The sequence below is a fragment of the Lwoffella lincolnii genome, from assembly GCF_037201985.1.
Lineage (GTDB): Bacteria > Pseudomonadota > Gammaproteobacteria > Pseudomonadales > Moraxellaceae > Psychrobacter > Psychrobacter lincolnii.
The window spans coordinates 1,956,918-1,983,034 of record NZ_CP147511.1; the positions used below are offsets into that span (position 1 = coordinate 1,956,918).

Below are 26,117 nucleotides of genomic sequence, written 5' to 3' on the forward strand. Positions count from 1 at the left end.
ATTCGCCATTTTCTTAAAGGAGCTGTTATGAAAAAACTGACCTTATCTGCATCTGCCATTTTAGCCCTATCTGCCATCACAAGTGTGGCTCAAGCCGAAACCTTTGTCATTGACTCCAAGCACACGGTGGCTCGCTTTGCCATTGACCACTTTGGCACATCCACCAATCATGGGGCATTTTATGATTTACAAGGTCAAGTGGAATTTGACCCAGCCAAAAAAACAGGTGCTGTTAGCATCACCATTCCCATCGAAAATTTAGACACAGGCATTGACGGCTTTAACAAACACCTAAAATCTGCTGATTTTTTTAATATTGAAAAACACCCAACCGCTTATTTTAAATCCACCAAATGGCACTTTAATGGCAATCAGCCCAGCAAGATTGACGGTCTCTTAACGCTACTTGGGCAAACGCACCCAATTACCCTAACCGCCACCAAATTTAACTGCTATGACAGCCCCATGCACAAGGCAAAAACCTGTGGTGGCGACTTTGAGACCGTGATTAACCGCAACAAATGGGGCATGGATAAATACAGCGACCTTAAAAGCATGCAAGATGTGAAATTAACCATTCAGGTTGAAGCCTATAAAAAATAGCATCACTCCCCAACCAATCCAACGAATTTGACACAAAAGCCCTAACGTTAGGGCTTTTTTTTAGGTATGATAATCAGGCATCATTTTTTGCATAAGGAAGCCCTTGATGACCCATTCACTAAACAAAGAAAAAATTCGCATTTTGCTGTTAGAAGGCGTTCATGACAATGCTTTGACCACCTTGCAAAAGGCAGGCTATCGCAACATTGAATACTTAAGCATTGCTCTGGACCAAGACGAGTTGATTGATAAAATCAAAGACGCGCACTTTATTGGCATTCGCTCACGCACCCAATTAACCCGTGAAGTGCTTGAACAAGCGGAAAAGCTGGTGGCAGTGGGTTGTTTTTGTATTGGCACTAACCAAGTGGATTTAGATGCCGCCCGTGAGCTGGGGGTTGTGGTGTTCAATGCCCCCTACTCCAACACCCGTTCAGTCGCTGAGTTGGTACTGGCTGAAACCATCATGCTCTACCGTGGCATTCCAGAAAAAAACACCACCGTTCATCGTGGTGGTTGGAGTAAATCTGCCAAAAACTCGCATGAAGTGCGTGGCAAAACCATGGGCATTGTTGGCTATGGCTCTATCGGCTCACAATTATCAGTGCTTGCTGAAAGTCTGGGCATGAAAGTCATCTATCACGACATCATCACCAAGTTGCCATTAGGTAACGCCATGCAAGTTGGCAGTTTTGATGAACTGTTAAGCCAAGCTGATGTGGTAACCTTACATGTGCCAGATACCCCCAACACTCGCAACATGATGACCGCCAAAGAGTTCGCTAAAATGAAAGATGGCAGTTACTTTATCAATGCCGCTCGTGGTGGCTGTGTCGACATTGATGCCTTAGCCGATGTGCTTGAATCTGGCAAAGTGCTGGGAGCTGCCATAGACGTGTTCCCTAATGAACCAAAATCCACCGATGAAGAATTCATATCGCCCTTACGCCGTTTTGATAACGTGATATTAACCCCCCATATCGGTGGCTCAACCCAAGAAGCCCAAGCCAATATTGGCTTAGAAGTGGCTGAAAAACTGGTTAACTACTCAGACACAGGGAACACCATCACCGCTGTGAATTTCCCAGAAGTGTCCATTCCCTTTAAAGAAGGCACACACCGCTTGTTACACATTCACCAAAACGTCCCTGGGGTGCTATCACAAATCAACAGCCTATTTGCAACCGCTGGCGTGAACATTTTGGCACAAAGTCTGATGACGCAAGATGATGTTGGCTATCTGATGATGGACGTGGACGATAATAACTCAGATAAAGCCTTACAAATGCTCAAAGATGTCAAAGAAACCATTCGGGTGCGGGTATTGTATTAGCACATGCCCTAATGATGTAACCCAAAAAACCTACCCATAAAAAATCCCTTATAATTATAAGGGATTTTTTATGGGAGAAATGAACCATCTACCACCCAATTTTACGGAGCAAATGCCTGCAACTCTGGGTTAATGTCAGTTTTGGCAACGTTGTTGGCATAGTTACATAAGGTTGCCAACGCCACACCCATGATGATGTCTAAAATATTTTGTTCATCATAGCCTGCTTCTTTGATGGCTTTGACTTGCTCATCAGACACTTTACCACGGTTGTCTATCAACTGCATGGTAAATTGGGCTAAGGCTTGATACTTTTGGTTATCATCAATATTGGTGCGTGAACGCAATGCGGTCAATACTGTCTCAGGCATTTTTAATCTGGTGGCAACCTTGGTATGCCCTGCCACACAAAAATCACAACCATTATGAGCAGCCGCCGTGATTTGTACTACTTCAACTTCTTCGGCGGTCAAGCTGTTACTGGCATTCATTTTGCCCACTTCTTGATACATTTGTAGGGCGTGTGGTGAGTTTGCCAACACACCGATTAAATTTGGGATAAAACCATTGGCTTTTTGTACCGCTTCCACTCTGGATTTGGCTTCTTCTGGGGCAGATTCAAGGGTATTTACGGTTAAGCGAGTCATAACATTCCTTATTTTATTGTGAATAGACATGATTGATAAATATTGTTAATAGACAGCGTCAGTTAAAACAGCCAAGCCATCATGACTGTTTTAATATGGCGATATCAGATGACAAAATCAACCGATAAATGGTATTACTCTTGTACAAATCGCAAACCCGATGTTTTAATCGCCCATATCAACTCCACAAAGGCACGACTGTTGGTCAAAGGCTCGTCTTCTAATACTAGAATAAAGCCATTGCCATCAATCCATAAAAACATAAAGCTAGTTGCTGGTAACAATAAATCCACATGACGAAAAAAAGAAACCGCCTGCTCTTGAATGACCCAACCACGCTGACGTTGACGGTTTAAAAATTCTCCCAAATCCGCCCCTGCCACACATAGGGTATCGGCTTCTTGTTGACTATAGCCAACCCTAGCCAAACAAAAGCCTTCTGTATTGCCAATGGCAGCTCGGCGACTGCCTGACAGACTGGCGACCACATAGGGCAAAAACTGGTCTAACGGCAAATTGGGCGCGGTAATGCCTTGATTGATTCTTTGTACCCAACCCTTATCAATAAAGGTATCTAGCCATTCATGGCCATACTTATCTGTCCAATCACGAACAAGCCAGCTTCGCTTATTGGCAAGCAGTGCTTGTAACGACAGTGCTTCTTCGCTTGGCTTATCTTGGGCAAATGCCACGAACACCCCTTCTGGGGTCAGCATCAGATGGGGGTTGTCTTGGCTTTGATGTTGTGATGACTGTTCGGTCTCAGAATTTAAAATCATGATGTTCTTATCAATCTGTCCAATTTCTTATCAATCTGTCCAATAATGTCATTTTATCAATCAGCAACGTCAGTCATTTGGGCAACGTCAGTTACTAAAATCCACTGACAATCATATAAATCAATGACTTTACCAATTCTAGCATGTCTTCACGTTTGCGAGCATCAACCAAAATCACATTGGCAGTTACCCCTTTATTAACGACATGCTCAGATAACCGCTCATGTAAATCCCATGGAATGTCTTCGGCATGGGTTACGCCCACCACCAAAGCACTGCTGTTAATTAGGGGCATGAACTTATCCAAATAATAATCCAAATCGTCAAAGGGGTCAGCATCGGTGGCGTTGAGTAGCAATATTAAGCCCAGTGCGTTTTCGCTTAATATTTCCCACATAAAGTCAAATCGGCGCTGCCCTGGTGTGCCATAGATGCGTACGGTCTCTCCGCTATCTAGCTTCATCACCCCATAATCCATTGCCACCGTGGTGGTGCGTTTGATGAATCTAACATCATCTGATGCCATCTCTTCTGTGGTCAGTATGTCCTTATCAGATAGGGAGCGAATGGCTTCTGTTTTACCTGCTCCCACAGGACCTGCCACTATCAATTTATAGATGTCATTTTTGGGCATAATTCGACCTTTTTATCATCAATTTATTATTCATTTGTCATCGTCAACGAATTAAAAGCGTTGTGAAACGTTTAAACTTTTGCAACCTTTTATCTGATAAAAATCAGATTGAACATTCAATGTTGCGTCATTCAATTTTGTGTTACTGAATGCTGCATTACCAAGATAAGCTGCATTACCAAGGCTGCATTACCAAGATAATTTGCTTAACAAACGCTGAAAAAATCCCGATTTTCTGGCTCGGTTGATGTCATTATTTTGTTGCCAGTTTGCCTTGGTAGCGAATTGTTCCACATTTTTTTTGGCATCAAAACTTGTGGCATCAACACCTTGTGCGATGATTTGCGATGTGATGACTGAAAAATCTGCCATTTTGGATAAGATGCTGAGCAATAAAATGGCATTTAAACGGTCTTCACTGACATTAGGAAAAAAATCTTTTAATTGTTTGACATTTTGGGGCGAATTCAGACACGTGGCAAATACCCGCCCAACAGACGCATCAACATCACCCAGATGAGCCAGATTGGGCATGTATCTGAGCTTTAAAGACAGTCGATGACCATCATAAGCCACTTCTTCGCTTAATACCGTCTGATACACTTGCCACATTAAGACATTAACTCTCATCTGACGGCCGCCAAGTTTTTTAAGCATGTTGAGATATTGTTGGGCTTCTTGTTCACTAATTTCATTAATTTGTATCATATCACTTAACACGTTATAGCTTTTGGTCAGTGATAAGTATTCAAGTATTCTTGGCAGATTTTCACTGATGGCATAGCCTTGTGGTGGGTGTACCAATGTGCAAGTGCGATGTACTTTGATGATAAACGGAGTGGTTTTGGCAAACAAATCAGACAATCCAAGGATAAATTTTTGATTGCCAACATGGTTAAAATGCCTTTGTAGCAGGTCTTTGATTGTTTCATTCATTTTTAATTGGGTCATGATTGTGTTTTGTGTTGATTTGGTTTGTGCTGACCATTGACTGGATAAGCTCATGGGTTTATTGTCCTAGGTAAAATGATTAACAGTTAAGTACCACAAAAATTTAAGTACCACAAAATAAATACCATCAAAATTTAAATACCATCAAATTTAAATGCCATCAAAATCGTGCCATCAGCCAAAATATTCAAAACAACACTCAACGCCACAAGCAAAGCAAAAGCAATGGACAAAGCGACAGCTATGAATCTTCACCACTTAAAGACTCTAATGACTCACGACAGCGTTGCCAGCGGGCATCTAATACCCAATTTTGTTTATTTAACCAAAACCACACTTTCATAAAGGCTATTTTGTCGCCACATGCCAAACAATGCAAAAAAAATTCTTCTTCTAAATGTAGAATTTGTGCCACATCATGACTCTGCCTTGCTAATAACAGCTGTTCAATCACCCTATCAGCCACATAAAATGAATGGTCACGGTTGGTGCGTTGTCGATGGACAGGCACTTGCAACGATGGCGTGAGCAACACACTCCATTCGGTGGCAAGCTGACTGCTACGCATCACAAACCCTTGTCGATTCACGCATTCAGCAAAATCATCATACACACCAGCACGCAATTTATCAGCGACTTTATCCAATATCGCCCTACCTTCAAATGCCACATCATACCAACAACCAAAAAAATAATCTGCCAACGCCCCCTGTACAGGGTCAGATTCATAAAACTGCATGGCGACATCAATCCGTTCATGATGTAAACGAGCATCATTAGGCATTTTGGCAATGTGGCGTGATAGTTGCCGAAAGCGGGTTTTTATCTGATGACTGGTAGAAAACTGAGCAGGCAAAGGCGTGATTTTAGGCGTCATGGGCAATATCATGGCTTCTTTTTACAGTTTAACAATAACAACTTAATAATAACAACAACTTAATAATAACAACAAAAATGGCTGATGTTAAATCCAACTTTAAATCCAGCATGGGCAACGCTTAAGCAGCCCATGTGATTTACTCTGATTCATCTAATTTGGCTGAGTTAATCCAGCAGTGTCGCCATCAAATCAATCATAAACTCAGCATCTTCTTCATTCATCGGCTCAAAACCTGATGTCATGCCAAGTTCAGCCAACACCGCTTGTCCATCAGCATCATCTTTAAGGGACAGCACCACATCGGTTAAGGATTGGGCATCAGCAAAGTCTTCTTTGACAAGCAACACATGGCTAATTTCAGAAATATCACTTTCAATCAGCACATGAAGCTGTGATTTGGTTAGGTTTGACAGTGATTCGTACACTTCTGCCATAAAAAAAGCAACATCGGCTTTGCCTTGAATGAGGGTGCGAGCGGCCGCCTGATAGTTTTCGGTAATTTCAAAATTGACATCATTTTCACTTAAGTCCACCGCTTCAAGCAATCGCATGCCAATCAGCTTGACATCACGGTTATCTGCCATGGCGATTTTACTGCCAGGTTTGAGTTGCTCAAGTGTGTTGATGTCGCCTTTGGCGGAGGATACGATGACCATTTCATCTGAATGATTGATGGGGCGAGCGACAGCTTGATAGCCTTTTTTACGGATAAGCTCTGCTGCATCAAATGGGTTGGCATATACCAAGGGTGGATTTTTATCAGCAATCAGCTGTTCTTGCTCTTCATGAGAAGATGGCGTTTCTAAATGCAAGGACAGATGGGAACGCTTTTGTAGCAACGTGTTGAACATGTGCCAGCCAGCAAAACGTTCTGGCGAGAAGTCGGGAGCGATTACAAAGGTCTCTGCCATAACTATTCTCCTTGCTTCATGGCTTGGTATTGGGCTTTGGTGTCTTCGATTTTACTGCGAGATGGCTTGCGACGCACAGATGTGTAGCCAACGGTTTCACCACGGCGGACATTAGGCACAACGGTGGCGTATACCCAATAATGCGTGCCGTCTTTACACAGGTTTTTAACATAGCCATGCCATTTTTTGCCAGCTTTGACGGTTGACCATAGGCTTTCATAAGCGGCTTTTGGCATGTCTGGGTGGCGTAAAATGTGCTGTGGTTTACCAATCAGTTCATCTTCGGTGTAGCCACTGATTTCCACAAAGGCATCATTGACGTGGGTTAAGATGCCATTTAAGTCTGTGCGAGAGACGATGAGCTTGCCATCTGGGTATTCTCGTTCGATGTCGGTATCATAGACCGTGCGAGTCGTACCATCATGATAGGTCATGTGGTGTTCTGTGCTGTTGCCAGCAGGTTTAGGCATGTCATCTAGCTGAACGCTCATGGACATTCTCCTTAATATGATTCATTATGTGATGTGTGTTAATTGTCTTTATCAATTTGTCTATTAGTTTTCTATTAGTTTGTCTAAAATTTTTTCCCTAAAGTAAAACAGACCGTCTTAAGGCGGACAAGCCACCCAATCAGATAAGCTTTGCCAATGCTTCTGCGGCACGTTTGATGTCCAAGAAAATCAAGCCAAGTTTGGCGTTGGGTTTTGCCATGATGGTCAATACCGCTTCACGACCAGCTGATGTCATGATGACATAACCACGCTCACCTTGTACCAAAACACGGTCAGTACTGCCACGACCCAGCTCACTACCAGCACGATCACCCAGTGATAACAAGGCGGCAGACATCGCACCCACACGGTCTTCATCAACACCAGTTGGTAAGGCAGAAGCAATCATCAGACCATCAGTTGAAATCAAGGCAGATGCTTCAACATCAGCAGAAGAGCTGTTTAAATCTTCTAAAATTTGTTGGAACATATCAGTACGCATGGGCATTTTCCTTAAAAAAATTTAACATTTAAAATGAATGAATGATGGATAAAACATTGCTCAACTTATGGTCATCAATGAACATCAAGGCATAATAAACATCAAGGCATAATAACATTGACCAAAATAGACCAAAATAACATTGGCTAACCAAAAGTCATTGGCAATTAACGCAAAGTTGCGTTACAGTAAATCAGTGTGGTTGCCATGATGAATTCAAACAAAACCGTCAATCCAAAAAAGACCGCTGGCAGTTCAAATAAGACCGCTTAGATGAATGAATGATGGCATCACAAAGAAAATAGGATAAAGATGACTGACAAACCATAAAATATGGCCACTTATCCTAAGTGTCAGATTAATACGAATGGCATCAAAATACAATAGAATTTGATAAGGATTTTATGAAATATTCTCATTTAGCAAAATTAGACGACAAAGTTTCAAAAATTTGTTTGGGAACGATGACATGGGGTGAGCAAAACAGCGTATCTGACGCTCACAAACAGATGGATTTTGCCTTAGGCGAAGGAGTCAATTTTTGGGACACCGCTGAAATGTACCCTGCGCCTTCCAAGCCTGCCAGCCAAGGTAACACCGAACGCTGTATTGGCTCTTGGTTTGCTAAGACGGGCAAACGTCAAGAGGTGGTGCTGGCAAGCAAAATCTCCCCTGCCGACCACTTAAGAGATGGCAACACCCGTTACATCGCCAAGCACATCGCTCAAGCCATTGACGGTAGCCTTGAGCGGTTGCAAACTGACTACATTGATTTGTATCAGTTGCACTGGCCAGAACGTCAAGCCAACTTCTTTAGCAAGCGTGGCTATGACAATCAGATGGCAGAGCAATCATTAGAGGGTCTCACTTCATTTTTACAGACCATCGAAGCATTAAACGATGAAATCAAAAAAGGACGTATCCGAGCTTATGGGTTGTCTAATGAGACCGCTTGGGGCGTGATGCGATACATCACCGAGGCTCAAAAACATGGCTTGCAACCGCCCAGCAGTGTGCAAAACCCCTATAACTTACTCAACCGCACTTATGAGATTGGTTTGGCAGAGATTGCCCACCGAGAAGATGTTGGGCTGTTGGCATATTCGCCATTGGGTTTTGGGGTGTTATCGGGTAAATACCTAAATGGCAATAAACCTGATGGGGCAAGATTGACTTTGTTTGACCGCTTTAGCCGTTATACCAACCCACAAGCTCAAGTTGCCACCCAAGCTTATGCCGATATCGCCAAAGTGGCAGGGTTGGACATGGCTCAAATGGCGTTGGCGTATGTCAATAGCCGTCATTTTATCAAAAGTACCATCATCGGAGCCACCAACCTTGAGCAATTAAAAACCAACATTGATTCTATCCATCTGACATTGTCTGATGATGTGCTGACAGCAATTGAAAACGTGCATACCCAACAGCCCAATCCTTCTCCCTAAACATTTTTTTATACAAAGTTATTTTTTATGCAAAGCCATTTAAAGTAAAGCCATTTAAAGTAAGGACACACATCATCATGCAAGAGATTGAGCTAAAATTTTTAGTACCTGATGCCAAAATCGATGCCATCAAACGCCAAACGCACGTCAAGTCTGCGGTAACCGAAACGTTGGCAGCACACTATTTTGACACCCCAGAGCAACACCTTGCTAAAGCAGGCATGGCGTTGCGTATCCGTCAAGAAGGCGATGAATGGGTACAAACTTTAAAGATGAACGGTAACGGTCTGACAAGCCGTACCGAGTTTAACAACGTGCAAGACAGCCAACAAATCAAGCAAGCACTGGCCACTGACAGCCTGTTACCTGACTTAAGCCCATATGCTGAACAAGCAGATTTACCCATCAATGACAAACGCATACAACAGCAACTGACACGTCAATACATCACCGACGTCAGTCGCACAAAACGACTTATTAAGCAAGATGGCAACGTGGTGGAAGTGGCGTTTGACATAGGTAAGGTCATTCACGGTACGGATAGCAACAACCAGCAATCACTACAAGAAATCGAGTTTGAGCTGATTGAAGGGGACGTGGCATTTTTATTTGACACCGCCAAGACGTGGTGCAGACGCTATACGCTGTGCTTATCCACGGTAACAAAAGCGGAACGTGGTTCAATGTTATTGACAGGTCAAAAACATGGCAACGCCACCAAAGCGGATTTATCTGCCTTACAAGTTGATAAAAACATGAGCCAAGGAGCATTCATGCGTGCGGTGGTGCATCATTGTCTGTTGCAGATACTGCCTAACGCCAGTGCCATTGTGGCAGGCAGTCAGGACGGCAATCATGTACATCAGTTACGAGTGGGCATTCGCCGTTTACGAACAGCATTGAAATTTTTTGACGGTTTTAGCAAGCAGTTGAATCCTGATTGGGCATTGGTGCTTAAGCAGACTTTCAGTTTGCTTGGTGAATATCGTGATTGTGATGTCTTGCAAAATAAAACTCAACCCATGCTAGAGACCCAAGGCTCACCCAAAGTGGACTGGCAAATAGACATCAAGGTGATGCCCATCGATGCGGTGCGAGCCAATGATTTTCAGCTGACTTTATTGGATTTGATGGCGTTTGCCTTGTCTGATGACAAAGATGACACTCAAAAACCCGCCAAAGCCAAATTAAGCAAAATCATGACTAAGTTATTTGGCAAAATCACCAATGCCAGTGAGCGGTTTGCGGATTTGGACGTGGAAGCTCAGCATGACGTGCGTAAACAGCTAAAAAGCCTCCGTTACATCAGCGAGTTCACCGCCCCCATGTATCAAACAAAAAAGAGCAAAAAATTCCTACGCCATCTTGAGCCAGCTCAAGACGTACTGGGCGAATATAATGACAACATGGTTGGGTATGACTTTTATCAACACAAAGCCAGCACTGACCCCAATGCCTACTTTGCGGTGGGTTGGTTTTATGTTCAAAGACAGCAAGCCGCCAAAGTGTGTGCCAATGCGTTAAAAACGGTCAAAGATGCCCCAAAATTTTGGGATTAATATTTGGGATTAATATTAGGGCGTGCTTCTATTTGGATAATGTGGCTAAAAACACCCAAATAAGGACACGCCCTGTTTGGATATTTGTACCCTTGCTTGGGCATCTGGATTGAAATGACTGAATAAAAAAGACAGTCCAAGTTGGCTGTCTTTTCTTAGATTGATTTTTTAGGTTAAATCACTCCATTAACCCAACACTCTCATACGTTCGCTCACAGGTTTAAACGATTTTTCGCCAGCTGGCTCTACAATGCCACCAAATGGCATTTGAGCAATCAATTGCCAATTTGACGACACATTGAATTCATTGGCGACTTGTTTTTCAAACACAGGAGCATAGTGCTGCAAATTTGCCCCAATGCCCATTTGACGCAAAGCAACCCAAATGGCGTACTGGTGCATGGCATTGGTATGCTCTGACCACACAGGAAAACTGTCTGCATAGGTTGGGAATTGCTTTTGCAATTCTTTAACCACTGTTTGGTCTTCATAAAACAATATCGTGCCTGCCGCTGCCCGAAAACTTGCCATCTTGTCTTTGGTGGCAGAAAAATCGCCATCACCGACAATCGCTTTTAGTTGAACACTGCACATGTCCCACAACTTTTGATGTTCTTCACCAAACAGCACTAAAATGCGAGTGGATTGTGAGTTAAATGATGAAGGCGTGTGCAAAATGGCGTGTTCAACCGCATCAATTACTGATTGTTTGGCAACAGGCAATTGATTGTTTAACGCATAAACTGTACGGCGATTTTTGTGGGCATCATGTAGGGCGTGTAGGCTTGCTGACATAGATTTTTTTCCTTTAGTTAAACTTAATGGGTAAATGGGTAATGTTAATATTTAAACACATGGTCATTGAAGTGAACAATGATTTTTACTGTGTTGGTTGCCAATAGTTGCTTACCAATAATTGAGTTGCTTCCTTTCGCCAGTACACTTACGCTGAAAGTTACGTACTGGAGAACTGTTTACAAAGTCCCAAATTACACAGCACCAAGTCCCAGCACATCAGCTAAACAGATTTATTTTAGTCAATGCTTGGGTTTTTCATTGATGGTCATCATGTTTAATTGTCATCATGTTTAATGGTTAGATGATACCATGTTGGTGCTGACATCTCCACCTAAATCAAAACCACCTAAATCAAAAAATTATGGGTGGAAAATGACGCACGATAAGTTTAAATGAGTGCCTCAGGACATGCTTTCTTTGCGTATTTTTTTTGCAAATTTTTGTTTGGCATGCCTATGTTTGGCATGCCTACGATTCTTGTGGCCATGCCACCACAGATACACACCTGTAACGCTCAATATCGCTACTATCACACCAAACACACTCAAAAATAATCGATACGCAATCGAATCAATCTGAGCCAAATGAATAGCGTAAATTACCTGTTCCACCCGATTGCCAAAATTCGCTTCCGAGCCAAACGTTACTTTTTCGACATTGCCAGTTACCGCATTAACGGTTACGCTAGATGCACCACGACCTGTGCCAAAATCCTCATTGGTGGTAAATCGGAGTTGCCACGCTTGTTCATCGCTCACCCAACGCAAACTAAGCGGTCTTTCAAAGCTTTTGCCTGTTTGTTGACTTTGGGTTTGGGCAATTTGAATCAAGAAGTCAATGGCATGATATTTATCAATCGCCAAGGCATTGATTGAATTGGATTGTACTTCATCGGATTGTACTTCTTGATATTTTTCTATTATAGGCTTGGGTGCAGGTTGTTTTAAGCCAACCACTGCTTGCATGACAGGTTGATATACAGGCTTGAGATTAAAACCCACACTTGACCACGCCACCATCAGCGATAAGACCCAAAACCACAGCCCAAACGCATGGTGCATATCAAAATTAAGCTTAAATACGCTAGAAAATTTGCGAATTTTCCACGCCCGAGACCAGCGTTGAAACCAGTTTTTGAGCCGATTTGGTTGTGATGTGGTGGTGGGTTTTTGCTTTTTCTTGGCTGGTCTGCGAGGAAATGTCAGATAAAAGCCGATAAAGCAGTTTATTGTCCATAACAAACCCACCATTCCCATCACGGTTTTACCAAAGTTGCCTAATAACAGGTTTCTATGAAACCAAAAAACCTTGTACATGGTGTTTTGCCATGCCCACATATTTTGGTTACGAGTACCGATGATTTGACCTGTATAAGGATTGACGAATACTTGGTTAAAAGTAGGCTTTGCTTGTGGTTGATTGGGTTTTGGGGGTTGTCTGTCCACGACAAATTTTACCGAGCGATTTGGCTTAATCTGCACAGGCATTGACGAGAATTTTTTATCAGGAAAACTTGCCACCACTTTGTCATGCAATACGGCAATTGGTAAAACAGCAGAATTACTGGGTTCAACATACGCCAAGCGTTGGTTAAACCATTCATCCAATGGGTCGTAAAAGGGCAGCACCATGCCAGTTATCGCCGTTATTATTAAAAATATCACCGTGGCTAAGCCAATATAGCGGTGAATATGAATATTCAGTTCACGAAAGGTCATCAGCATCTCTGGGTCAAATATTTTTATCCGATTTAAAACTCATAATTTAACCGTGCCATAAATGACCGTGGTGAGCCGGGCATACTGCCAGAGCGCCAATATTCCGTGTTAAATAGGTTGTTGACTGCCAGCGTGGTACTCAGTTGCTTGTTAACTTGATAACCAAACATCGCATCGACACGGGTAAAGCCTTCAATGTTGCTATCCACACCTGTTCTGGTATTATAATTGTAACGTTCATCTGAGTGAGTGACGCCCATTTCGCCATACCAAGTAGGGTTTGGTACATAACGTACGAATAAATTGCCTTGAATATCGCTGGTGCCATTTAGATGTTTACCTTCAAAGATGGGGTTGCTTTTGTCTTCTTTGACTTTGGCAGACATCACGCCCAAAGAGCCACGCAGATACCATTTATCACTTAGTTTACCGACAGCACTTAGGTCAATCCCTTGAGATTGTTCTTCACCTCGTATCGCAAAGTCGAATGGGCGATTTTCGGGGTCGGGGCGATAGCGAATGTCATAGTGCGACAATTGATAAAGTGAGGCGGTGGTGCTAAGTTTACCATTCAACCAATCACTTTTTAGTCCGATTTCATATTGTTTATTATGTTCAGGAGCTTGATTGACTCTGCGTTGGTCACCGATGGTTACGCCCAAATAGCCGTTGCCACCATACGGTGAATAGCTTTTGGCATAAGAGGTATAGAGAGTATGCTCTGGAGTAACATTCCAAACCAAGCCAACATTTGGGCTAAAGGCGGTATCATTGACTTTTTGTTTTTGGTGGGTGATATTTTCACTTTCAAAACTGTAATTATCCCAACGTCCACCCAGCATGACTTTAAAATCAGGGGTTAAGCTGACTAAATTTTGAGCAAATAATGAATGCGTTGTCCCTTTATGGTGGTTATCGATGCTAGCAGGGGACAGTCGATGGGTATTTTTTATCCAAGTATTTGGCAAATAGGGATCAATCGTTACTGCTCCTGACCTTGCAAACAATAGCGGATTACGTTGTTCTTGCGAAAAGTCATAACCAAGTGAGATTTGATGGTCGATTTTCCCTGTCGTGGCAGTACCTTTTAACATCACACTTGAAGATAGGGTTTTATTTTCAGTTTGTTGCCACGCATAGCTTTGTCTAAGTCGATTATCGGGTGTGAGTGTTCCACCATAGTAATGGTCAAAGTCTTGATTGGCTTTACGATAGCCTGCCGTCCATTCCGCTGTCCAGTTTGGCGAAATATCATACGCCAATGATGAGCGTAAAAAGTGCAATTTATCAGTCACTTCATCACCATCATGGGCAAAACCTTTATCATAGCCAAGTTTTAGGGTGTCATATACGGATTTTTCTGGGCCACGGTCAGGGACACGCCATGCTTCATCGTAGGTATATTGCCCTTCCCAACGCAGTTTCTTATCATCTGAACGCCATATGATACTGGGTGAAACCATTTTGTTTTTATATTCAATGCCTGACCGAAAAGAATCGCCTTGTTCATAATCGGTGGTCAAACGCACAGCAGTATTGGGATTTAGCACTTGATTGCTATCAAGCGAAATACCCATTCTATCCCACGAACCACCCCGCACATTAACTGAGTTACGTTGGGCAAAATTGGCTTTTTTGCTGACCAGATTAATCACACCACCACCACGGCTACGCCCAAACAACACCGAAGCAGGCCCTTTTAACACTTCCACCCGCTAAACATTGGCGGTACTACGACGCACTTGACCACTAGATCGGATACCATCAAGGTAGATATCGCTGGCATCGGCAGAGAAGCCTCGAATGTTGATACTTTCACCTCGCATATCATAGGTCGCATCAATTCCTGCATTGCCTTCCACAATCGAGCTTAAGTCATTCGTACCATATAGTTTATTTTTTTGCACATTGATGGTTTCTATGGTTTGAGGCACATCTTTAACGGCCATCTCACCACGAGTGATTGACGCTTGATGATACTTGTTATAGCCAAGTGTCTGTTTTTGGTCAGAGGTGGATTCGATGATGATGGTTGGTAATGTGACTTGAAATTCTTTAGAAATGCCATTGATGTCCATTTCGTCGGCAACCACTTCGGCATAAACCGTGGAACTGCCCATCAATAAAACCACGCTTAAACAACGAACCAACACAGAAAGTTTAAAAGAAAAGGGTTGGGAATAAGCACTCATCAATCAATATCCTTCATAACGGTAATGGGTGCAAATATTACAAGATGACTACTTAAATGTAAATAATAATTATTATTATTTTCGATAAGATACGATGAGTTATTGGCATGCTATCAAGGTACGATGGCATCGAATAAAAAATTATGGCACAGATTTATCTGATTTTTGTTTAATAGTATCAGTTAACAATGTCAGTTAACAGTATCAGTTAATAATTGATGCTTAATCACACTTTAAGTTTAATTACATTGTTAAAATTCAATGTTAAAATTCAATGTTAAAACCTGTTATTAATGACTAAATCAGTAATGACTATTTAGCAATGATATCGACTTTCGTCCCTATGCTGACTTCATCAAACAACCGCATCACATCAGCGTTACGCATACGAATACAACCATGTGACATCGGCACACCCATTGGCTCATTGTCTGGTGTGCCATGGATATAAATATAGCGGGCATGTGTATCACAACAACCCTGTGAATTATGCCCTTGATTGATGCCTTGTTCACAGCCTGATAACCATAAGATGCGAGTTAATATCCAATCTCGCTTAGGTGCTTGCTCACCAAGCAGTTGTGTGTATACCTCCCCTGTTGGCACACGCCCAACAAACACCGCATTCATCGGCTCGTCTGCTCCGATTTTTTCCGTGATGACGTGTCTGCCCAGTGGCGTTTGTCCACTGCCTTCAAGATTGCCAATGCCATTTTTGCCTGTCGAGATGGTAAACGTCTCTGTCAAGACATCGGATTGGTAAAGAAAAAGCGTTTGCTTGGCGATGTTGATGATGATGTGAGTCATGTCGTCTGATGTGTTGCATACCATATTGTTTAATTGTTTAATTGTTTAATTGTTAAAAATCCATTGATAAATTAACATTCATCACTGAAACATTTGTCAATAAAGCTTAAATGATAACGCTTGGGTTGTCTATTGGGTCATAAATGCGTAAGATTGTCATCAATTTTAATCATGATTTGATGCTTTTATGTCGCATTTATCTCCCACTCGTGTTTCTGTTTATGATTTCTTGTACCAAGATACCCAGCCTATCGTGCCACTGTTGGCAGATGCCACCCAACTGTCTCTGCCCCAAGCTCGACAAGGTCTGACATTGTGCTTACAATCATTTTGCTTTGGTTTGATTAAGGCTCATCAAGCCTTAGATGCAGACACTGTTTACAAACGTTTGTTACAACGTGCCAATATCAAAACCTTACGCCAATACAATGCCATGAACCTACATACCATGCAACAAGTCAGCCTTAATGTGCAGGGTATGGCAACCCTGTTATTTCACGGTGCAAACACAGCCTCTGTCATCAGCGATGACATTGCCAAACGTCTTGCGACCAAACCACATCAAGCAGAAATTTTATTGGATTTGGTCATCGGTTTGGCACTCAGGGAACTGAGCATCATTGTTGATTATGCTCAGCTTAACAGTGATGAAATTGCCCAATGGTTGTCCCTACAGCCACAATTTTTGCAAGCCAAACGTTTTGCCATGACTGACGAGAAAAAAACAAATGTGGAAAAAACAAGCCCCACAGTAACCACACAAATCGAGCAATCAGACCAATTAACTCAACAATCATCATCAGATAATGCCACACCCCCCACCATCGATGTCAAGCATTGGCAAACCCTATTGGCAATGATACTACCAACGCCGCCAACACCAACTGACAACACCCATACTGACAATTTCCATACTGATGGCTCAACAAGCAATGCAACAAACAACCTAATAACCAATACAAACAACAATGCCAACCATGGTAACGCTGATAAAGGTCTACCAAGCTATGCCAAAGCCATTGGACGTACCCAAACACCCAAGGCATTGACAACCACATCGACAGCAAAATCAGCAACCTTAGCAAACATGCCAACCACCACCAACCAACCACCCTTAGTCACACAGTTTACCAGCATGACAGGCATTCACCTGCCGTATCGGCGTTGGCTATTACAATTAGCCCAAGTAACAGATGTTTATCTCAGCAGACAACGGCTAAAAATCAATGAAGAACCCAACATATCGCACTCTCGTCCTTTGGTGAACTTTGGGTTTTTGCAAGAAAACCGACCACTGGCCACCAATGAAACGCCATTTGAGTTTGATGAACCTGCACCCTTTTATAAAAATCCAGTGATTTTGCTGATTGTGGCGGTGATTGGCGGACTATTGTTATTAACAGTGCTAAAATATCACCATCAGCAACCTGCCCATCAACCATCTGCTCCAACCACACCAACCATTGCCCCATCACAAGACGTGGTGATTTTAAGAGTGAATGAAGACGACACACCTGAACCACCATCTGACCCAAAAGTTGATAAACAAACAGTCAATAACCAGACAAAAGAGACAAAAAAATAACAAGTAGCCCAAATCAATGCCCAATCAATGCAGATTCTTAGGGCATGTCCCTAATAACAATCCAGTGATTAAACAATCCAGTGGTTATTCAATGGCGATGGATTATCCAAAGATTATCCAACACTTAGGAAACGCAACATCATGCCCACACAGACCCCAACAAACTCAGCACAAACACCCAACCGCTTGACCATTATCCAACCTGATGACTGGCACATTCATTTGCGTGATGGTGATGCCCTTGCCACCACCGTGCCACACGCAGCTGCCACCTTTAATCGGGTCATATGTATGCCAAATCTTGTACCGCCCATCAAAACCACACAAGAAGCATCTGCTTATCGTGAGCGTATCTTACAAGCATTGGCAGACAGCGACCTAAGTCCATCTCGCAAAAATGCCTTTAACCCGCGCATGGTGCTATATCTGACAGATAACACCGATGCCAAGCAGATTGCCCACGCTCATGCCAGCGGCGTGGTACAAGCAGTCAAGCTCTATCCAGCAGGGGCAACCACCAATTCAGCAGACGGTGTTACGGATTTAAAAAACTGCCATGCCGTGCTAGAAGCCTCACAAAAATACGCAATGCCCTTACTGGTACATGGTGAAGTTACGCATGGCAACGTGGATATCTTTGACCGTGAAGCTTGCTTTTTAGACAGTGTGTTATCGCCATTATTAAAGGATTTTCCTGAATTAAAAGTCGTGGTTGAACACATCACCACCGCCGATGCTGTTGAATTTGTCATGGCTCATGGTGATAATGTGGCAGCAACCATCACGCCACAACATTTGCTGTTTAATCGCAATCACATGCTGGTTGGTGGCATCAAACCCCATTATTACTGCTTGCCAATCCTAAAACGCCAACGCCATCAGCACGCCCTTATCAAAGCCGCCACCAGTGGTAACCCAAAATTCTTCTTAGGCACAGATTCTGCCCCACACACCACCAACACCAAAGAAAATGCTTGTGGTTGTGCAGGCTGTTACTCAGCTCCCATCGCCATATCACTGTATGCCAATGCCTTTGAACAAGCAGGGGCATTGGACAAATTAGAAGGATTTGCCAGCATTTTTGGGGCACTTTTTTATGGCTTACCAGTCAATAACACACACATCACATTAATCAAATCACCCTTGACCATTCCTGAGCATTATCCCTATTTTGACAACAAAACCCTAACCCCACTATTGGCAGGGTCAATGACCACTTGGCAAATACAGACTGACAGATAATTCGACAGACCAGTTAAAAAACCAAGCAGACACAACGTAACAGGCACAACATAAGCAGACACGACGCATGAGTAACGAACCACAAAACCAAAGTACAAACGCATCAATGACAAACATTGCCAATCTTACCAAGCCCACCAAGCCTAAAATTGCCGAACGATTTCGCAACTTTTTGCCTGTGGTGGTCGATGTTGAAACCGCAGGCTTCAATGCCACAACCGATGCCCTACTTGAAATTGCCTGCCAGCCCATCTTAATGGATACTGATGGCAAACTTTATCCAAGCGATGCCATCAGTGCCCATATAAACCCTTTTAAAGGAGCAAACTTAGAAGCCAGTGCCCTAGAATTTACAGGCATTGACCCCAACAACCCTTTAAGAAAAGCAATCGCCGAAGACGAAAAAGTCGCCCTAAGACGTATTTTTAAACAACTCAAAGACATTCGCCGAGATAACGACTGTCGCCAATGTGTGTTGATTGGGCATAATGCCCATTTTGACTTAGCATTTTTAAATGCTGCCATCGAACGCACCAATAGCAAAAATCACAGTCCCTTTCATGCGTTTTCGGTGTTTGATACCGTAACTTTGGCAGGATTAGCATTTGGACAAACAGTCTTGGCAAGGGCGTGTGCCACTGCTGGTATTGAGTTTAGCAGTCGTGAAGCCCACTCTGCCATTTATGACACTCAAAAAACTGCTGAGCTATTTTGTTTTATCATGAACAGCTATCCGATGTTATTAACCCAACCTCCCCACCAAACCTAGCGGTTTAGGTATGTTAGTTAGGTGAGTTGATTGAATGGTAGATGTGCATTAGATAGTATATTGAAAAACAAGAACACGCCACTTAGGCTTAAGGCTGAAATTTCCACCTAAATTTTTGATTTAGGTGGAGAATGACCCATGATAAGTAAAACAACTACCACTTATAAGTCATTGAAAATAATAAAGAACGCCCTTTGGCAAAATTGGTCAATACCGAGCGAGTAGTACCGCCGTATTTTGCATCAGGCTTACACAACTGTCCCGCCGCACAAGGTGCACCTTCGTCTGCATCATTATAATATGAATGATAATAACGCTGAGTGGCGGCATCATTGTTGGCATCTAAGGGGTCAATATACAGTTTATCAAACGCATTTTGCACATCAAGACGCATCACCAAATCTTTCATCGGCTCATAAGCAACATAAAAATCATGCACCAAAGGCTGTCTTTTTAGCATCTCAATTTGTTTGATGACATGGGCACCTTTATCATCTGAATGCGATGTATTACCGCCATGCGTGCCATCAATGTATCTGGGTTCAATGGTCGCTCGTGGGCTTTGTCCATAATAACGCACCGCACTGCCCGCGGTGAGTTTATTATCAAATGCACGCACACCAAGTTCAAAACGACCATAATCTTTGGGCAACATTGACACTTTGCTTAGCCCATAGCCTTGTGTTAATTGGTCTTCTTTTGAACTATTTAGTGGGGACTCGCTGGCATCGCTATAATTGGTTGGCTGGTCGGTCTTTTGTCTGGCATAAGACAAATTGGTAAAATATCGCCCAGCATCATAGTTTATTTCAAGCTCTAAGCCCTGTTTATGCACAGGCATTTGCCAGTTGCGATGTTGTATGGTATTGCCTTTTAATGCACCACTGGCAACCCAACTGGGCGGATTTTTTGTGTCATACCATTTGCCATAAACATTATGAATGTAATTGTTGATACGGCTTTCATAACCCAATACTTTTAGCCCCAAAGTATCGTTGTCTGTCAATAGATTGTGCTTAAAAACATTAAAACCCAACTGATATGTATTGGCTTGTTCTGGTTTTAATGCGGTATTGACACCAACATCACCAATTTGAGAAAAGAACATTTCTTGAATGTTGGGCATTCTGTGCGTGCGTGCAAAGCTGACAAAAGGCATAAAACCTGTGTCATATTTGGCACTTAAAGTAACAGAATGGTTGATGGCGTGTTTTTTACCAGAAGTGGTTACCAAAGGCTCATACACATCACAACTTGGTGAGCAGTGCTGTTTATAAATTTGCGAATCTTCACCAAACTTATCTTTAAACTCTTTTTGGCTACTATAATAACTGGCATGCTCACCACTAAAACGGTACTGACTGGCATTAACGCTATAATCTAGCTGATATTTGTCTTTTTGTAATGATGTGTCCAAATAAATAGAATGAAAACGCTGTTTGCCTGAGGGCTGTACAATCACCGATTTTTTTGGCAATGTGCTGCTTGTCCCCTGAAAACGACCACCACAGGCATCATAACCGCCGCCACATAATAAATCATTGGTATAAAATAGCCCAAGCTCATCTGGGAAGCGATTTTTTGAATATTCATTATGCAATATGTTAAGCCCAACGGTCGTGGTCAAATCCATTTGCTTTGGCAAATTAAAGGTGTGAGTGTTGTTCAGGTCAAAAAGATTGGCAGTGTTTTTGGCTTCAAAGTCTTTATCCAATTTCCAGCCTGTAAAAGTTGAACCTTTGGGGTATTTTTGTACGCCCACATTATGAGCTGCCAACACTTTTAAATCAATGATCTCATTTGGGTTGTAAGCAACATCAAGTTGATAATTATCATTGCTGATACGGCGACTGCCTATCGTGGTGTCCATTTTACGCAGTTGTAGACCAACATCGCTGGTGTCATTGTTGTAACGAATTTTTGCCAAATGGCTTTTTGAGGTTTGGTTTAAGGCGGTTATATCAATGGGGGCGATGCTGTACTCTTTTGCACCATGCTCTTGCCATTGTTTCTGCTTATCAGCAACATAATCATCAAATTTTTCTTTTGTATCAATACAGCCCAGCCCATAGCACTTACCGCTAAATCGATATTTTCTGTCCCATAAAGGCTTGCCTGTTTCTTCATCTAATTTGGTCAAATCTTTTTGCCAAGACTGGCTGGCTTCATCGTAAGTGAGTGCATGCTCTTTGGCAAAAACTTGTTTTTGTTTACTAAGTAGCAAATCATCACCAACATTGCCAATGTGTGTCCCACCACCGCCAACTTTATAATTTTGGCTAATGTCTTTGTGGCTATAAGCATATAAAGCACTGATACTGCCATTATCAAGCCATCCACGAACGCCAGCTGCCAGCATAAAATTTTTATCCGTCACATTTTTACCTGTCAAACCCTTGGCAATGACGCCAAAATTTTTGTCATCTTTAATCACATCATCAGCATTTAGCGTACGAAAATTGGCCGAACCTGTTAAGGTATTTAGACCACCTTTGCCATTAAAACTGCCTTTGTTTAATTCAACGCCTGCGATGAAATTTTGGTCAATCACCGCACCAAACTGTGAGGTACCACCCCCACGCCCAGCATCGGTTGAGGTGCTGTAAAAGGTTTGGGTGACACCATCAACCATGCTGTTGGCACGCCCAAATCCGCTATCGCCTCGCACATTTAATGATACCAGCCCAGAGGATTTATCCTGCTGAGTGAACGCCCCTGGCATACTACGCACAATGGCATCAACATTCTCACTGGCATTAAATACATTTTCTCGCACACTGGTGGCTGATGCTTTGGTAAAGGGTTTTTGGGTCTCTTTAATGGTTTCTGCTGTCAAAATAAGCTCATCTAATATAACAGATGGGGCTATTTTTTTATCTGTTATATTAGACGTATCTTCTGCCATTGCTATTTGAGTAATGTTTAATAAACTTAAAGACAGCATGCTGAGTTTTAATACATGTCTGGATTTTTTTATTTGGTTCATGATTATTGCCTGTATAAAGAAAACTATATACTTTGTTACTTTGTTACTTTGTTACTTTGTTACTTTGTTACTTTGTTATTAAAGTATATAATATTTATTGAAAAGTTTATTAAAATGTAATAGACAATAATATAAATCATTATCATTTGACTTTCAAGCTCTTAATTATATTATTTATTAATAATTCCTTGACATCATTGGCAATATTCATTAGAATACGCCCCACTTCAACATGATACGATACGGTAAAAGCGGCAGCAGTATAGTATCATAGCAATTGAAGTTCGGTTCTTGCGTCCCGTTCGTCTAGAGGCCTAGGACCCCGCCCTTTCACGGCGGTAACAGGGGTTCGAATCCCCTACGGGATGCCAATATTCTTTAGCAGTTATGATGTTAATCACTCATCACCTGCCAGCACAATGACCCTACGCTCTTGCGTGGGGTTTTTTGTTTTATCCATTATTTTTAGTGGTTTTTACTGACTATCTTAACCAACTTTTTAGCCATATTATCCAAATATGAACACACCCTAGAGATTTTTTATGGAAATTTTTGCCACTGCTCTGACTTTATTTTTAATCATGGATCCATTGGGAAATATTCCCATATTTTTGTCTGTGCTAGACAGCGTGCCAGAAAAGCGTCGCAAACCCATCATCGTGCGTGAATTGCTCATCGCATTGGGGCTGATGGTGTTGTTTTTATTTGCTGGTGGTAGCATTTTACACACACTTGGGCTAAGTCGTGAAGCGGTCGCTATTGGCGGTGGTGTGGTGATGATGATTATTGCCATTCGCATGATTTTTCCTGCTCCAGGTGGGGTTTTACCTGATGATAGTGATGATGGTGGTGAGCCGTTTATCGTACCACTTGCCGTTCCTTTGGTAGCAGGTCCTTCAATTTTGGCAACACTGATTTTACTGGTGGAACGTAACCCTGATCAAATCATGAAATCACTATCAGCGGTTGTATTGGCATGGTCGGTCTCAGCGGTGATTTTATATTTTTCAACCAAATTGTATAAAATTTTGGGCAGTCGGGGGCTAAAAGCAATTGAACGGCTGATGGGAATGATTTTAATCTCGATTTCAGTGCAGATGTTGTTAAATGGTTTTAAATCATATCTGGCATAAAAAATACCAAGATGACCAATATGATTGAACCGCACTCCAAAGGTTAGTGTTGGAATATCTAACTTTTGGGAGTACGGTTCAATTTAATTTACTTAGTATTTTTTATGAGTTACTCAGTTGCGTGAAACTTATTTCATCAACAAGTCATTTATTCTCTTTAAATACCCTGCTGGGTCTTCTAAGTGACCACCTTCAGCAAGCAAGGACTGATCAAAAATAACTTGAGCCAGGTCATCAAACTGTTCACTGGTTTCAAGGCGTTTAATGAGTGGGTGATTGGGATTAATTTCCAAAATGGGCTTAGTCTCGGGTACTTCCTGCCCCATTTGCTTGAGCATTTGCACCATTTGAGGGGACAGCTCACCATCAGCGGTAACCAACAATGCAGGGCTGTCCACCAAACGGTTAGACACTCGCACATCTTTGGCACGCTCACTTAGGGCAGTTTTTAATTTATCCACCACAGGTTTCAGTGTTTCTTGGGCTTTTTCGGCTTCTTGCTTTTCTTCTTCATCTTGCAAATCACCCAAATCCACCGCCCCTTTGGCGATGTTTTGTAGCGGTGTGCCATCAAACTCGTGTAAAAAGTTCATTGCCCATTCGTCAACACGGTTGGTCATTAAGATGACTTCAATGCCTTTTTTCTTAAACAACTCAAGTTGTGGACTATTTTTGGCAGATGCCAAGTTATCAGCGGTCAGATAATAGATGGCTTTTTGTCCATCTTTCATACGTTCTTTATAATCGGCAAAGCTGGTTTCTAACCCGTCATGCGTGCTGGTAACATAGTGTAATAGCTTGGCAATGCGAGCTTGGTTGCTTATGTCCTCACCCAAACCTTCTTTTAACACGTCACCAAATTCAGCATAAAATGCTTTAAACTTCGCTTGTTTTTCAGCGTCTTCACTATTGGCTAAGCTTGCCAGTAGAGTCAACACACGTCGAGCATTGCCTTCTCTTATGGATTTAACATCACGACTTTCTTGAAGTAATTCACGGCTGACATTCAATGGCAAATCAGCTGAATCAATGATGCCTTTAACAAATCGCAGATACATGGGCAACAGCTGTTCGGCATCATCCATGATAAATACACGTTTGACATAAAGCTTTAATCCACGCTGTTGCTCACGAGCATATAGGTCAAATGGGGCTTTTTGGGGAATATAAAGCAGTTGGGTAAACTGCACACGCCCCTCTACACGATTGTGCGTCCACGCTAAGGGATCTGCATAATCATGGCTAATATTTTTATAAAACTCGCTGTATTCTTCATCACTGATGTCATCGGCTGAGCGAGTCCATAGGGCAGATGCTTGGTTAATGACTTCCCATTCGTCCGTTAGCACATAGTCCCCACCTGCTGGGGTGTCATCATCTTCGTCTTCTTTGACCTCTTCTTGCCAGACTTCTTTACGCATCTCAATCGGCAAGCTAATATGGTCAGAATATTTATTGACCAGTTGTTTAATTTTATGGCGGTCAAGATAGTTATCATCACCTTCGCTGTATTCATCTTTTAGGTGTAAAATCACCGTCGTACCACGACTGTCTTTGCTGATGGTCTCAGTGGTGTATGCCCCTGTACCGTCTGATATCCAACGCACAGCTTGGTTGGCGTTCTCACCTGCTTTGCGGGTTTCTACAGTGATTTTATCAGCAACGATAAAACCAGAATAAAATCCCACACCAAACTGACCAATCAGCTGACCATCTTTTTTCTTATCTTCTGATAGTTTTTCTAAAAAGGCTTTTGTGCCAGACTTAGCAATCGTACCTAGATTTTCGATGACATCAGCTTCATTCATGCCAATGCCATTATCAATAAAGCTGATGGTTTTAGCGTCTTTATCCAGCTCAATGCGAATATGTAATTCGCTGTCATCTTCATATAAGCTGTCATCATTGGTGGCTTCAAAACGAAGTTTATCACAAGCGTCTGATGCGTTAGAAACCAGCTCACGCACAAAGATATCAGCATTGGAATACAAAGAATGTGTTACCAAATGTAATAACTGGGCAACCTCAGCTTCAAACTGATGTTGAGTGGGTTGGTGTTGAGTGGATTGCTGAGACTGAGAATTATCACTCATAAATCGTTATCCTTTCATTGATGTGAATGATTTTTGTTTAAAAATCAGCTTGTCTTTAT

The 26,117-nt window shown here is 42.3% G+C and carries 23 protein-coding genes and 1 tRNA gene; 9 read left to right on the forward strand and 15 right to left on the reverse strand.

What is annotated here, in order from left to right:
* Positions 1-27: 27 nt before the first annotated feature.
* Together WDM69_RS08800 and serA are read left to right on the forward strand one after the other, a co-directional pair.
* Positions 28-603, forward strand: a complete 576-nt coding sequence (locus WDM69_RS08800) for a YceI family protein (protein ID WP_338755355.1) — start codon at positions 28-30, stop codon at positions 601-603.
* Positions 604-709: 106 nt separating this feature from the next.
* Positions 710-1,936: a phosphoglycerate dehydrogenase gene (gene serA / locus WDM69_RS08805; protein WP_411350679.1), complete on the forward strand. Its 1,227-nt coding sequence runs from the start codon at positions 710-712 to the stop codon at positions 1,934-1,936.
* Positions 1,937-2,037: 101 nt separating this feature from the next.
* On the opposite strand, the gene WDM69_RS08810 is transcribed toward serA, so the two are convergent.
* From WDM69_RS08810 to WDM69_RS08845, 8 genes are all read right to left on the reverse strand, one after another.
* Positions 2,038-2,583: a carboxymuconolactone decarboxylase family protein gene (locus tag WDM69_RS08810; RefSeq protein ID WP_338755357.1), complete on the reverse strand. Its 546-nt coding sequence runs from the start codon at positions 2,581-2,583 to the stop codon at positions 2,038-2,040.
* 134 nt (positions 2,584-2,717) lie between these two features.
* A complete protein-coding gene (locus WDM69_RS08815; RefSeq protein ID WP_338755358.1) occupies positions 2,718-3,362 on the reverse strand; it encodes a hypothetical protein in 645 nt (214 codons plus the stop codon).
* Positions 3,363-3,456: 94 nt separating this feature from the next.
* Entirely contained in the window at positions 3,457-3,996 is a 540-nt protein-coding gene (locus WDM69_RS08820; protein WP_078308252.1) for a GTP-binding protein, read from the reverse strand.
* Positions 3,997-4,185: 189 nt separating this feature from the next.
* Entirely contained in the window at positions 4,186-5,001 is an 816-nt protein-coding gene (locus tag WDM69_RS08825; RefSeq protein ID WP_338755359.1) for a hypothetical protein, read from the reverse strand.
* Between the two features lie 187 nt (positions 5,002-5,188).
* Positions 5,189-5,824 (reverse strand): hypothetical protein, encoded by a 636-nt coding sequence (locus tag WDM69_RS08830; RefSeq protein WP_338755360.1) that lies wholly within the window; start codon positions 5,822-5,824, stop codon positions 5,189-5,191.
* A gap of 167 nt (positions 5,825-5,991) precedes the next feature.
* Positions 5,992-6,738 carry a PhnD/SsuA/transferrin family substrate-binding protein gene (locus WDM69_RS08835; RefSeq protein WP_078308246.1) on the reverse strand — a complete coding sequence of 249 codons (747 nt, stop codon included), beginning with the start codon at positions 6,736-6,738 and terminating at the stop codon, positions 5,992-5,994.
* Between the two features lie 2 nt (positions 6,739-6,740).
* Entirely contained in the window at positions 6,741-7,229 is a 489-nt protein-coding gene (locus tag WDM69_RS08840; protein ID WP_078308244.1) for a PAS domain-containing protein, read from the reverse strand.
* A gap of 139 nt (positions 7,230-7,368) precedes the next feature.
* Positions 7,369-7,731: a roadblock/LC7 domain-containing protein gene (locus tag WDM69_RS08845; RefSeq protein ID WP_078308243.1), complete on the reverse strand. Its 363-nt coding sequence runs from the start codon at positions 7,729-7,731 to the stop codon at positions 7,369-7,371.
* A 404-nt stretch (positions 7,732-8,135) separates the two neighbouring features.
* Between WDM69_RS08845 and WDM69_RS08850 the strand changes: the two genes are divergently transcribed.
* Both WDM69_RS08850 and WDM69_RS08855 read left to right on the forward strand, forming a co-directional pair.
* Positions 8,136-9,176 carry an NADP(H)-dependent aldo-keto reductase gene (locus WDM69_RS08850; protein WP_078308241.1) on the forward strand — a complete coding sequence of 347 codons (1,041 nt, stop codon included), beginning with the start codon at positions 8,136-8,138 and terminating at the stop codon, positions 9,174-9,176.
* 77 nt (positions 9,177-9,253) lie between these two features.
* Positions 9,254-10,735 carry a CHAD domain-containing protein gene (locus WDM69_RS08855; protein WP_338755361.1) on the forward strand — a complete coding sequence of 494 codons (1,482 nt, stop codon included), beginning with the start codon at positions 9,254-9,256 and terminating at the stop codon, positions 10,733-10,735.
* A gap of 186 nt (positions 10,736-10,921) precedes the next feature.
* Here the strand turns inward: WDM69_RS08855 and WDM69_RS08860 are convergent, their stop codons facing one another.
* The 5 genes from WDM69_RS08860 to WDM69_RS08880 all read right to left on the reverse strand — a co-directional run bounded on the left by WDM69_RS08860 (position 10,922) and on the right by WDM69_RS08880 (position 16,250).
* The gene (locus WDM69_RS08860) at positions 10,922-11,530 is read right to left on the reverse strand and encodes a nitroreductase family protein (protein WP_338755362.1); all 609 of its coding nucleotides are present in this window, start codon (positions 11,528-11,530) and stop codon (positions 10,922-10,924) included.
* A gap of 404 nt (positions 11,531-11,934) precedes the next feature.
* Positions 11,935-13,257, reverse strand: a complete 1,323-nt coding sequence (locus WDM69_RS08865) for a PepSY-associated TM helix domain-containing protein (protein ID WP_338755363.1) — start codon at positions 13,255-13,257, stop codon at positions 11,935-11,937.
* Between the two features lie 26 nt (positions 13,258-13,283).
* The gene (locus WDM69_RS08870; protein ID WP_338755364.1) at positions 13,284-14,963 is read right to left on the reverse strand and encodes a TonB-dependent receptor; all 1,680 of its coding nucleotides are present in this window, start codon (positions 14,961-14,963) and stop codon (positions 13,284-13,286) included.
* Between the two features lie 3 nt (positions 14,964-14,966).
* Positions 14,967-15,443, reverse strand: coding sequence for a TonB-dependent receptor plug domain-containing protein (locus WDM69_RS08875; protein ID WP_338755365.1), 477 nt, complete (start codon positions 15,441-15,443; stop codon positions 14,967-14,969).
* A gap of 312 nt (positions 15,444-15,755) precedes the next feature.
* Positions 15,756-16,250: a L,D-transpeptidase gene (locus WDM69_RS08880; protein ID WP_338755366.1), complete on the reverse strand. Its 495-nt coding sequence runs from the start codon at positions 16,248-16,250 to the stop codon at positions 15,756-15,758.
* Positions 16,251-16,437: 187 nt separating this feature from the next.
* Here WDM69_RS08880 and WDM69_RS08885 point away from each other — a divergent pair, with 187 nt between their 5' ends.
* The 3 genes from WDM69_RS08885 to rnt all read left to right on the forward strand — a co-directional run bounded on the left by WDM69_RS08885 (position 16,438) and on the right by rnt (position 19,846).
* Entirely contained in the window at positions 16,438-17,835 is a 1,398-nt protein-coding gene (locus WDM69_RS08885) for a hypothetical protein (RefSeq protein ID WP_338755367.1), read from the forward strand.
* A gap of 141 nt (positions 17,836-17,976) precedes the next feature.
* Positions 17,977-19,077 (forward strand): dihydroorotase, encoded by a 1,101-nt coding sequence (gene pyrC / locus WDM69_RS08890; protein WP_338755368.1) that lies wholly within the window; start codon positions 17,977-17,979, stop codon positions 19,075-19,077.
* Positions 19,078-19,192: 115 nt separating this feature from the next.
* Positions 19,193-19,846 carry a ribonuclease T gene (rnt, locus tag WDM69_RS08895; RefSeq protein WP_205760129.1) on the forward strand — a complete coding sequence of 218 codons (654 nt, stop codon included), beginning with the start codon at positions 19,193-19,195 and terminating at the stop codon, positions 19,844-19,846.
* A gap of 154 nt (positions 19,847-20,000) precedes the next feature.
* On the opposite strand, the gene WDM69_RS08900 is transcribed toward rnt, so the two are convergent.
* Positions 20,001-22,832: a TonB-dependent receptor plug domain-containing protein gene (locus WDM69_RS08900; RefSeq protein ID WP_338755369.1), complete on the reverse strand. Its 2,832-nt coding sequence runs from the start codon at positions 22,830-22,832 to the stop codon at positions 20,001-20,003.
* A 295-nt stretch (positions 22,833-23,127) separates the two neighbouring features.
* Here WDM69_RS08900 and WDM69_RS08905 point away from each other — a divergent pair.
* Both WDM69_RS08905 and WDM69_RS08910 read left to right on the forward strand, forming a co-directional pair.
* Positions 23,128-23,203: transfer RNA gene (locus WDM69_RS08905), tRNA-Glu, on the forward strand.
* A gap of 171 nt (positions 23,204-23,374) precedes the next feature.
* Positions 23,375-23,965, forward strand: coding sequence for a YhgN family NAAT transporter (locus WDM69_RS08910; protein ID WP_338755370.1), 591 nt, complete (start codon positions 23,375-23,377; stop codon positions 23,963-23,965).
* A 128-nt stretch (positions 23,966-24,093) separates the two neighbouring features.
* Here the strand turns inward: WDM69_RS08910 and htpG are convergent, their stop codons facing one another.
* Positions 24,094-26,058, reverse strand: a complete 1,965-nt coding sequence (gene htpG, locus WDM69_RS08915; RefSeq protein WP_338755371.1) for a molecular chaperone HtpG — start codon at positions 26,056-26,058, stop codon at positions 24,094-24,096.
* Positions 26,059-26,117 lie beyond the last annotated feature (59 nt).

Excerpts from the sequence above, each read along its gene's own strand:
- WDM69_RS08800 (WP_338755355.1), top strand. The coding sequence starts at position 28 with ATGAAAAAACTGACCTTATCTGCATCTGCCATTTTAGCCCTATCTGCC.
- serA (WP_411350679.1), top strand. The coding sequence starts at position 710 with ATGACCCATTCACTAAACAAAGAAAAAATTCGCATTTTGCTGTTAGAA.
- WDM69_RS08810 (WP_338755357.1), bottom strand. The coding sequence starts at position 2,583 with ATGACTCGCTTAACCGTAAATACCCTTGAATCTGCCCCAGAAGAAGCC.
- WDM69_RS08815 (WP_338755358.1), bottom strand. The coding sequence starts at position 3,362 with ATGATTTTAAATTCTGAGACCGAACAGTCATCACAACATCAAAGCCAA.
- WDM69_RS08820 (WP_078308252.1), bottom strand. The coding sequence starts at position 3,996 with ATGCCCAAAAATGACATCTATAAATTGATAGTGGCAGGTCCTGTGGGA.
- WDM69_RS08825 (WP_338755359.1), bottom strand. The coding sequence starts at position 5,001 with ATGAGCTTATCCAGTCAATGGTCAGCACAAACCAAATCAACACAAAAC.
- WDM69_RS08830 (WP_338755360.1), bottom strand. The coding sequence starts at position 5,824 with ATGACGCCTAAAATCACGCCTTTGCCTGCTCAGTTTTCTACCAGTCAT.
- WDM69_RS08835 (WP_078308246.1), bottom strand. The coding sequence starts at position 6,738 with ATGGCAGAGACCTTTGTAATCGCTCCCGACTTCTCGCCAGAACGTTTT.
- WDM69_RS08840 (WP_078308244.1), bottom strand. The coding sequence starts at position 7,229 with ATGAGCGTTCAGCTAGATGACATGCCTAAACCTGCTGGCAACAGCACA.
- WDM69_RS08845 (WP_078308243.1), bottom strand. The coding sequence starts at position 7,731 with ATGCGTACTGATATGTTCCAACAAATTTTAGAAGATTTAAACAGCTCT.
- WDM69_RS08850 (WP_078308241.1), top strand. The coding sequence starts at position 8,136 with ATGAAATATTCTCATTTAGCAAAATTAGACGACAAAGTTTCAAAAATT.
- WDM69_RS08855 (WP_338755361.1), top strand. The coding sequence starts at position 9,254 with ATGCAAGAGATTGAGCTAAAATTTTTAGTACCTGATGCCAAAATCGAT.
- WDM69_RS08860 (WP_338755362.1), bottom strand. The coding sequence starts at position 11,530 with ATGTCAGCAAGCCTACACGCCCTACATGATGCCCACAAAAATCGCCGT.
- WDM69_RS08865 (WP_338755363.1), bottom strand. The coding sequence starts at position 13,257 with ATGCTGATGACCTTTCGTGAACTGAATATTCATATTCACCGCTATATT.
- WDM69_RS08875 (WP_338755365.1), bottom strand. The coding sequence starts at position 15,443 with ATGAGTGCTTATTCCCAACCCTTTTCTTTTAAACTTTCTGTGTTGGTT.
- WDM69_RS08880 (WP_338755366.1), bottom strand. The coding sequence starts at position 16,250 with ATGACTCACATCATCATCAACATCGCCAAGCAAACGCTTTTTCTTTAC.
- WDM69_RS08885 (WP_338755367.1), top strand. The coding sequence starts at position 16,438 with ATGTCGCATTTATCTCCCACTCGTGTTTCTGTTTATGATTTCTTGTAC.
- pyrC (WP_338755368.1), top strand. The coding sequence starts at position 17,977 with ATGCCCACACAGACCCCAACAAACTCAGCACAAACACCCAACCGCTTG.
- WDM69_RS08900 (WP_338755369.1), bottom strand. The coding sequence starts at position 22,832 with ATGAACCAAATAAAAAAATCCAGACATGTATTAAAACTCAGCATGCTG.
- WDM69_RS08910 (WP_338755370.1), top strand. The coding sequence starts at position 23,375 with ATGGAAATTTTTGCCACTGCTCTGACTTTATTTTTAATCATGGATCCA.
- htpG (WP_338755371.1), bottom strand. The coding sequence starts at position 26,058 with ATGAGTGATAATTCTCAGTCTCAGCAATCCACTCAACACCAACCCACT.